We start from the raw sequence: 1,876 nt of genomic DNA, 5'->3' as shown, positions 1-1,876 counted from the left end.
AGTCACTCAGGAAATTATATTTCCAAATTACAAGGAGTTGAAAATGAGTCTGCGAATCAACAACAACGTTGAAGCCCTGAATGCTCACAGAAATCTGGCTCAAAATGACCAGCTGCTGTCGAAATCGATTGAACGACTGTCATCTGGACAGAAGATCAATACAGGTGCTGATGGGCCAGCTTCTCTGGTTATTTCTGAAGGTTTGAGAGCGCAAGTGGCGAGTTTGCACCAAGCGACAGAAAACAATGAGTCAGCAATTTCAATTGTACAAACCGCTGAAGGTGCACTGAATGAAGTATCCAGACTTCTGGTGGATATGCGACAGCGAACAGTTGCAGCGGCCAATGTTGGGGTGAATGACCAGAATATGGTTGCTGCTTCTCAGAAGGAAATTGAGAACGCACTGAGCTCAATAGACAGAATTTCTCAGAACACTCAGTTTGGTGGGGAGAAGCTTTTAAACGGCAGTGAAGAAGATTCAACGCAGAGGAATCTGTCTTTCCAGATTGGAGCAAATCAAGGCCAGATCGCGGGTATTGCTTTGCCAAATATAATCACGACAGAATTGGCTAAGGGAGCACCAAACGATGGTGGCTTTTCTAGTTTAGCTGATGTGGATGTTACAACCAGTGAAGGTGCTAATGCCGCAATGAGCGTGATTGATGAAGCCATCAGTCAGATAACCACGAGTCGTGGCGATTTGGGTGCCTTCCAGAAAAATACGCTGGAGTCAAATCTGACCACTCTCAGAGTGGCGACTGAAAATCTAACAGCTGCAGAATCCAATATTCGTGATGCTGATGTTGCAGTTGAACTGGCTGCTTTCACACGCAATCAGATCATGACGCAAGCTGCTACTGCACAATTGGCTCAGGCCAATGCAATGCCTCAAAATGTAGCTCACTTACTTTCTTCTCAATGAAGAAGAGGTCTTAGGCCAGTGGTGATCCCATCCCATTGGCCTGACTTCTAGGCTAGAAAGATTCTCAAATTGCAAACTTACCCTACATTTATCGGGATGAGATTTCGAATTCAGAATAAAATCAACGATAGGAGCTCGGCATGAGCCTGCGAATCAATCAAAATATTGCGGCGCTGACTGCTAATCGGTACTTAGCCCAGAATGATGCGATGCTCTCAAAATCTATTGAGAAACTAGCATCGGGACAAAAAATTAACTCGGCTGCTGATGGTCCAGCATCCCTCATGATCTCAGAGAGTCTACGATCTCAAATCGGTAGTTTGAAGGAAGCAGCTCAGAATACCGAGGTAGCAGCCTCTGTAGTACAGACAGCAGAGGGCGCAATGGACGAAGTTTCCAGACTACTGGTCAATATTCGTCAACGGGCTGTTGCCGCAGCGAATACCGGTGTAAATGATGAGTTAGTTGTTGCAGCGTCTCAGTCTGAGATTCAGAACGCTCTGAACTCAATAGATCGAATCGCCCAGAACACGCAATTTGGATCAAAACTTCTTCTGAATGGAACTAACTCTGAGTTGGAATTTCAGATTGGTTTTGGCAGTTCTTCGTCCCAAAGAGCTGGTAAGGGCAATAGGTTAATGTTGGTTTTGCCAAACATTACTACCGACAAATTAGGGATTGGTAGTTCTGAAGATGGAGGTTCGAGTTTGGCAGAGGTTGATGTTCGTACTCCGTCAGGCGCAGCATCTGCGATCAGCATTGTAGATAAAGCGATTGGTGAGATTGCTAGTTCACGTGGAGAGTTAGGTGCCTTACAGCGCTCGGCCCTGCAAAGCAACTTAGTCAGTCTTCGACTAGATGCAGAAAACTTGTCTGCCGCTGAATCGATAATACGCGATGCTGATGTGGCGATGGAACTTGCTGAATTCACACGCCTCCAAATCATGAATCAGT

The 1,876-nt window shown here is 45.7% G+C and carries 2 protein-coding genes; both read left to right on the top strand.

The genetic code is table 11. From position 1 onward, the window contains the following. Positions 1-922, top strand: a 922-nt coding sequence (locus P8O70_00740) for a flagellin (protein ID MDG2195410.1), incomplete at its 5' end; no start/stop codon positions are given. A 140-nt stretch (positions 923-1,062) separates the two neighbouring features. Then, positions 1,063-1,876: flagellin (locus tag P8O70_00735; protein MDG2195409.1), on the top strand; the 814-nt coding region annotated here is incomplete at its 3' end.

This window comes from SAR324 cluster bacterium, from assembly GCA_029245725.1.
Taxonomy (GTDB): Bacteria; SAR324; SAR324; order SAR324; family NAC60-12; genus JCVI-SCAAA005.
This window is presented reverse-complemented; position numbering and strand designations above follow the sequence as displayed.